Below are 7,258 nucleotides of genomic sequence, written 5' to 3'. Positions count from 1 at the left end.
TCAAACCAGGTCACCACACCTTTCACCCGGCGCTGTACGTCATCGCCCTGCCATACCGTCAGGTAGGCCATTTTGTCGAGGATCTGCGGAAATTCAAGGGAAAGAAACTGCTGACTGACCAGAGAAAGGTTGAGGGAAAAAAGTGAAGAGAGTGACTGGGTGAGATGAAAGGAAACCACCGCAAACGCGTCCGGTGGCAGGCCGTCCACTTCCAGCGTGAAACGTAATCCGGTTGACATAGCAACCTCCGTGAAAATGAATAATAATCCGCACATATTGCATGTACAACATGTCGGGCGGATGAGATAAGCGAGTCGACATCTGGCGTTACCGGGGAATATCAGAAAAATGTCATGGTTATGTGATGATTTAGTCTGGGATTTTACTTCAGAGAAACGGGTGTCTGTTTAGTCAACAAAATAATCACAAACGCAACGGATGGGTTCTCGACGTTACTCACGACAGGCTCGTACATTACAGCGAGTAATAAAAAGCCTGATATGCAAAGTCAAACCAATATTCATAATGTCTTTTTATTCACAACAATAAATAATTCAATAACAATCATTGAAATGAATGATGGTTTGTATAAGGAATATACGCTACCGCCCCACCCTGATAACATGATCTGCACATTGCCATCTTAACGTCGTTAAACACTGGCTTAATAGTGGATATTTCAAATTAGGAATTTATTAAATTCACCTGATGAATATCATAAGCAAATAGCATAGAAAATAATGACAACTCCCCCGAGGGGACCATTTCCAAAGCACTGCACCACCACCTGGTGCCCGGATGATCTTGCTTCAGTGGTAAGAGTACCTGATTCATTGTTCCCAAAATGGTGTTTTCCCCTGCCCCTGCAATAACGTGCAGCTCTCACGTGATAATCTATTGATTAGGTTATATTAAGAATCAATATTTGAAATACATCCATTTTCTTGAATAAATCAACATATTTATTTATCAATTGCTGTTTTAGCTCTGACTCATCAAACTCTCCATATTTTTCCTACAGATAATCGCGAATAAATACAGAGAACGCCATTTATCCTTTTAGCATACCTGCCGGATATTTTTATTTGTATTAATATTAATTGCATCTCCAACTCCGAGCATATCCATCATTAAAGACATTTTGAGATTATAGAATGCCTGTGATAACAACTGAAACATCTGCACAATGTGAATAGTTAGTTTCTTTTCAGAGGAAATGAAATAGACAAGCTGAATGAAAGAGAGAGTGATATAAATTAAAAAACATAACATGAATCTAATTAATTACGTCCATCATTGTGGATAAAGTTACTGAATAATAAATAACATAATCTTCTGGTATCCCACTCAAATAATTTCATTCCTTTTTAATACTTCTTGTAATTTCGGTATCTGACATACAGCATCAGCGATCGCACTGATATTCGTGGCATTATCCTGAAACCATTCATGCCCAGGCCCCCATGTGCGCATAGTGCAAAGATAACAGTCCACCAGCGTTAGTTGCTCACCAAACGCATAAGGTTCAGCGGTCAATTGTGAATTCAGCCAGATATAAAGCGATTTACGATATTCAATAACATTCTTCTTTAACTGTTCGGGTGCGTCAGGAGCCCAACGCTCAGGGTAATCGGCGAAAGTGAATGTTGGATAGACATTAGCAACCAGCCAGACCAATAGCCGTTGAAACTGCTGACGTTCGGCGCGCCTAACCGGTGGCGCAAGGTCCGGGCGACGATCGAGAACCATCAATGCAATCGCCGCTGTCTCCGTCATAATCTCGTCATTTTCCAGCGCCAGTGTCGGAATCTGACACAACGGGTTGAGGGTTTTCAATAACTCGCGTGAAGTTCCCTCGTGGTCAAAACCACTGACATCAACGAACTGATAAGGAATATCAGCCAGTGATAGCATCAGCTCACTGATTGTAGAGCCCCATCCGGGTACGCCATACACCTTAATCATATGCCCCTCACAATCTTTTAAAGATTAAGTGTAGGACAGTACACAGGTTAACCAGCAAAAGGATTTGTCATTTTTTCGTCAGTTGTATTATTCCCCTTCAGGATTGTAAGGGGATGTTTTGCATCGTTTATCGATAACGGGTAGGATGCTGCGCCGATAGTTTTATACCCATAAAGAATAATGGTGATAACTATCATCGCCAGGATGAATAAACATTGTTCATGGCAACTTATATGACTTTTTCATTCAAGCAATCAGGGAGAGCAATGAGTAAACACGACACCGACACTTCAGATCAACACGCCGCGAAACGTCGCTGGCTTAATGCCCACGAAGAGGGTTATCACAAAGCGATGGGCAATCGCCAGGTACAGATGATCGCCATTGGCGGCGCGATTGGCACCGGCTTGTTTTTAGGTGCAGGAGCCCGACTGCAAATGGCGGGGCCAGCACTGGCACTGGTCTATTTAATCTGCGGCCTGTTTTCATTTTTTATTCTGCGTGCATTGGGTGAGCTGGTGCTACACCGCCCTTCCAGTGGCAGTTTTGTCTCTTATGCCCGTGAGTTTTTAGGAGAGAAAGCCGCTTACGTTGCAGGCTGGATGTACTTCATTAACTGGGCGATGACGGGGATTGTCGATATCACCGCCGTCGCACTGTATATGCATTACTGGGGCGCATTTGGTGGTGTACCGCAGTGGGTCTTTGCGCTCGCTGCGCTGACCATCGTTGGCACGATGAACATGATTGGTGTGAAATGGTTTGCGGAGATGGAGTTCTGGTTTGCGCTTATTAAAGTGCTCGCCATCGTGACCTTTTTGGTCGTGGGTACAGTGTTCCTCGGTAGCGGTCAGCCGCTAGATGGCAACACCACAGGATTTCATTTAATTACCGATAATGGCGGTTTCTTTCCCCACGGTTTACTGCCTGCGCTGGTGTTGATTCAGGGTGTAGTGTTTGCTTTTGCCTCCATTGAAATGGTTGGAACAGCTGCCGGAGAATGTAAAGATCCGCAGACCATGGTGCCTAAAGCGATTAACAGCGTGATTTGGCGGATTGGCCTGTTTTACGTCGGCTCCGTAGTGTTGCTGGTTATGTTATTGCCGTGGAGCGCGTATCAGGCAGGGCAAAGTCCGTTCGTGACGTTCTTTTCCAAACTGGGCGTGCCTTACATCGGCAGCATTATGAACATTGTGGTGCTGACTGCTGCCCTCTCCAGCCTGAACTCAGGTCTGTACTGCACCGGGCGTATTCTGCGCTCAATGGCGATGGGCGGCTCTGCACCAAGCTTCATGGCGAAAATGAGTCGTCAGCATGTGCCGTATGCCGGGATCCTGGCGACGCTGGTCGTTTATGTTGTTGGCGTATTCCTTAACTATCTGGTGCCGTCGCGCGTATTTGAGATTGTGTTGAACTTCGCATCTCTGGGAATTATCGCCTCGTGGGCGTTTATCATTGTTTGCCAGATGCGTCTACGTAAAGCGATTAAAGAAGGCAAAGCAGCGGATGTCAGTTTTAAACTCCCAGGTGCGCCCTTTACGTCGTGGCTGACATTACTGTTTTTACTGAGCGTCCTGGTGCTGATGGCGTTCGATTACCCGAACGGGACTTATACCATCGCTGCGCTGCCGATTATTGGCCTTCTGCTGGTTGTAGGTTGGTTTGGTGTGCGCAAACGCGTTGCAGAAATTCACAGCACTGCGCCAGTCATCGAGGAAGATGAAGAAAAACAGGAAATTGTGCTTAAGCCAGAGACGGCGAGTTAATTGCAAAATTGCCCGGCTATGTGCCGGGCAAATTTAGATTACTGACGAAGGTGTGCCGCATGCGGCGTGATAAAAGTCAGGCAAGTCTCTCCGTTTTCACCCTCGCCATATCTATTACAGCGCAATACGAATCACATCGTCTGGCTGGGTAGCTTCCTGCTGTTTAGTGGATTTTTGTTTCACACTGACATACAGCGTTTTGCCATCGGCAGACAGCGCCAGGCTGTTCGGATGGGTCGGCGTATCGAACGTTTTCACCACTTTATAGCTTTTCGCGTCAATCACACTGACTTTACCTGCCTGACGATGCGTTACGTAGGCTTCATTACGCGCTGGGTTAAACAGCACAGCCAGTGATTCCGGTGCCGCAACCTTCGCCAGAATATTGCCATTACGGGTATCGACCACTAGCACTTCTGCCGCTTTAGAATCGGTGATAAATGCACGCTGCCTGGCGGTATCAAGGCTAATGTTGATAAAGAAGTGCTCTTTGCCGTCATCCAGCAGCTTTTTACGGCTGAGGATTTTATTGTCGGCGGTGTCGATGGTAATCAATTCGCCGTCAGCGTTAGTGGTGTAAAGACGTTTGCCTTTGCTATCCAGCGCCAGACCGGTACTCATTTTACCGGTGTTCTGTATGGCGGTTTTCAGTTTGATATTCTCGCCATCAACGACCCAAATCACGCTCTCTTTACCAATACCACTGATGTAAACGGTGTTCGTGGCATCATCAGCTACCAGCTCACGCGGTTGCAGCGGGCGCACCTCTTCCGTGCGCTTACGATCATCCAGCACCAGACGGCCTTTCACTTCGCCCGTTTTGGCATCTATCGCCGTGACCGCGCTGTTTACGGTGTTACCAAACCACAACGTCTGAGTCGTGTTATTGATGGTGGCACCAAACGGCTTGAGATCGTTATGGATCGCCTGCGTCACTTCCAGAGTGACCGGATCAAGACGATAAACCACGCCACCTTTATCCAGTTTGCGGCTTTGCGAAGTGGCGAGCCACAGCGCGTTTTCTTGCTGGCTATAAGCCATTTCGTAGGCACCTTTACCTACCGCTTTACGCAGCATTTCTTCTGCGGCCTGCGTACTGAATGATGAAGCAACAAGCAATGAACCTAACAGTAATGAACCACGCAGGCGCGATGAAAACAGATGACGTAAATGCATGACGACTCCCTTTGATGAACCGATATTTTTGCTGCTTCACAATGCTTCGCTAAGCGTAATCATCGTTACGCTCTTGTTATAAATGGGAATGGTAATCATTATTTTCTCAAATGTGGAGCATTTCTTGCCGTTACGACTACAATTTTCTCAATTACTTAACGTATTGTGCCGTTTCATTTTCCATAAATTTACAATTTCATTACCATGACGGCGTTTTCCCATTCTTAACCTGGCTTTTTTCATGAAGATTTTTTCTGTCCGACAGACCGTTTTGCCCGCACTGATTCTCCTTTCTCCTCCCACTTTTGCCGCTAATGAACAAACCATGATTGTTACCGCCACGCCGCAGGGGGTTTCAGAACTGGACACACCCGCAGCGGTGAGCGTGATCGACGGCGAGGAGATGCGTCTGGCAACACAGCGCATTAACTTGTCCGAATCACTTACCGGCGTGCCTGGTTTGCAGGTACAAAACCGGCAGAACTATGCGCAAGATTTACAGCTGTCGATTCGCGGATTTGGTTCCCGTTCCACTTACGGTATTCGCGGTATTCGCCTGTATGTGGACGGTATTCCCGCCACCATGCCCGACGGGCAAGGGCAAACATCCAACATCGATTTAAGCAGTGTACAAAATGTGGAAGTGCTGCGTGGCCCCTTTTCTGCCCTGTATGGCAACGCGTCTGGCGGTGTAATGAATGTCACCACCCAGACCGGGCAACAGCCACCAACCATTGAAGCCAGTAGTTACTACGGCAGTTTTGGCAGCTGGCGCTATGGGCTGAAAGCAACGGGCGCAACGGGAGACGGCACACAGCCCGGCGATATCGATTACACCGTCTCAACCACGCGTTTTACGACCCACGGCTATCGTGATCATAGTGGCGCACAGAAAAATTTAGCCAATGCCAAACTGGGCGTTCGCATTGATGACGCCAGCAAATTAAGCCTGATTTTCAATAGTGTGGATATCAAAGCAGATGACCCAGGTGGGCTAACCGAAGCAGAATGGAAGGCGAATCCACAACAAGCACCTCGTGCAGAACAGTACGACACGCGTAAAACCATCAAGCAAACTCAGGCTGGGTTGCGCTATGAACGTAGCCTGAGCGCGCAAGATGATATGAGTGTGATGATGTATGCCGGAGAACGAGAAACGACCCAGTACCAGTCAATCCCAATGGCCCCGCAACTTAACCCATCGCATGCGGGCGGCGTGATTACTCTGCAACGCCATTATCAGGGGATAGACAGCCGCTGGACACACCATGGCGAACTGGGTGTTCCGGTCACGTTCACTACCGGCCTGAACTACGAAAACATGAGTGAAAACCGTAAAGGCTACAACAACTTCCGCCTGAACAGCGGCGTGCCGGAATACGGGCAAAAAGGTGAGTTGCGCCGCGACGAACGCAATCTGATGTGGAACGTCGATCCCTATTTACAGACGCAGTGGCAGCTGAGCGAAAAACTGTCGCTGGATGCTGGCGTGCGCTACAGCTCCGTGTGGTTTGATTCCAACGACCATTACGTTACTCCGGGTAACGGCGATGACAGCGGCGATGCCAGTTATCACAAATGGCTACCAGCCGGATCGTTAAAATATGCAATGACCGATGCCTGGAATATCTATCTGGCAGCCGGGCGTGGTTTTGAAACGCCGACGATTAATGAGCTGTCTTATCGTGCTGACGGTCAAAGCGGTATGAACTTTGGTTTAAAACCATCCACCAACGATACAATTGAGATCGGCAGTAAAACGCGTATTGGTGATGGGCTGCTTAGTCTCGCATTGTTCCAGACCGACACCGATGATGAAATTGTTGTCGATAGCAGTAGCGGTGGACGTACGACTTATAAAAATGCCGGAAAGACCCGTCGTCAAGGCGCTGAACTGGCATGGGATCAACGTTTCGCGGGAGATTTTCGCATAAAAGCGTCCTGGACCTGGCTTGATGCGACCTATCGCAGCAATGTGTGCAATGAACATGATTGTAACGGTAACCGGATGCCAGGGATCGCTCGTAATATGGGCTTTGCGTCGATAGGTTATGTACCGGAAGATGGCTGGTATGCAGGCACGGAAGCGCATTATATGGGCGATATTATGGCCGATGATGAAAATACGGCCAAAGCGCCTTCTTATACACTCGTCGGCTTATTCACGGGGTATAAATACAATTACCACAATTTAACTGTGGATTTATTTGGCCGTGTCGATAATTTATTCGATAAAGAATACGTTGGTTCTGTCATTGTCAATGAGTCGAACGGGCGATATTACGAACCTGCGCCCGGGCGAAATTATGGTATCAGCGTGAATGTTGCGTGGCGATTTGAGTGATTATCTT

At 47.7% G+C, this 7,258-nt stretch carries 5 protein-coding genes and 1 pseudogene; 2 read left to right on the top strand and 4 right to left on the bottom strand.

The genetic code is table 11. The features are described from left to right. The 3 genes and pseudogenes from BEB42_RS12295 to BEB42_RS12285 all read right to left on the bottom strand — a co-directional run. Positions 1-239, bottom strand: a pseudogene (locus tag BEB42_RS12295) (type VI secretion system tip protein VgrG); the annotation flags it as partial. Positions 240-1,059: 820 nt separating this feature from the next. After that, positions 1,060-1,272, bottom strand: a complete 213-nt coding sequence (locus BEB42_RS12290; RefSeq protein WP_000882241.1) for a DUF5445 family protein — start codon at positions 1,270-1,272, stop codon at positions 1,060-1,062. 75 nt (positions 1,273-1,347) lie between these two features. After that, positions 1,348-1,965: a glutathione S-transferase family protein gene (locus BEB42_RS12285; protein ID WP_105267402.1), complete on the bottom strand. Its 618-nt coding sequence runs from the start codon at positions 1,963-1,965 to the stop codon at positions 1,348-1,350. 266 nt (positions 1,966-2,231) lie between these two features. Here BEB42_RS12285 and ansP point away from each other — a divergent pair, with 266 nt between their 5' ends. Then, entirely contained in the window at positions 2,232-3,731 is a 1,500-nt protein-coding gene (gene ansP / locus BEB42_RS12280) for an L-asparagine permease (RefSeq protein WP_105267401.1), read from the top strand. A gap of 114 nt (positions 3,732-3,845) precedes the next feature. Here the strand turns inward: ansP and yncE are convergent, their stop codons facing one another. After that, the gene (yncE, locus tag BEB42_RS12275) at positions 3,846-4,907 is read right to left on the bottom strand and encodes a 7-bladed beta-propeller protein YncE (protein WP_000550675.1); all 1,062 of its coding nucleotides are present in this window, start codon (positions 4,905-4,907) and stop codon (positions 3,846-3,848) included. 241 nt (positions 4,908-5,148) lie between these two features. Here yncE and pqqU point away from each other — a divergent pair, with 241 nt between their 5' ends. Then, entirely contained in the window at positions 5,149-7,251 is a 2,103-nt protein-coding gene (gene pqqU, locus BEB42_RS12260) for a TonB-dependent receptor PqqU (RefSeq protein WP_105267399.1), read from the top strand. Positions 7,252-7,258: the final 7 nt, after the last annotated feature.

It is taken from the genome of Escherichia sp. MOD1-EC5990 (assembly GCF_002965285.1).
GTDB classification, from domain to species: domain Bacteria; phylum Pseudomonadota; class Gammaproteobacteria; order Enterobacterales; family Enterobacteriaceae; genus Escherichia; species Escherichia coli_F.
The sequence above is the reverse complement of the archived record's forward strand: the minus strand, read 5'-3'. Positions and strand labels throughout refer to the sequence as shown.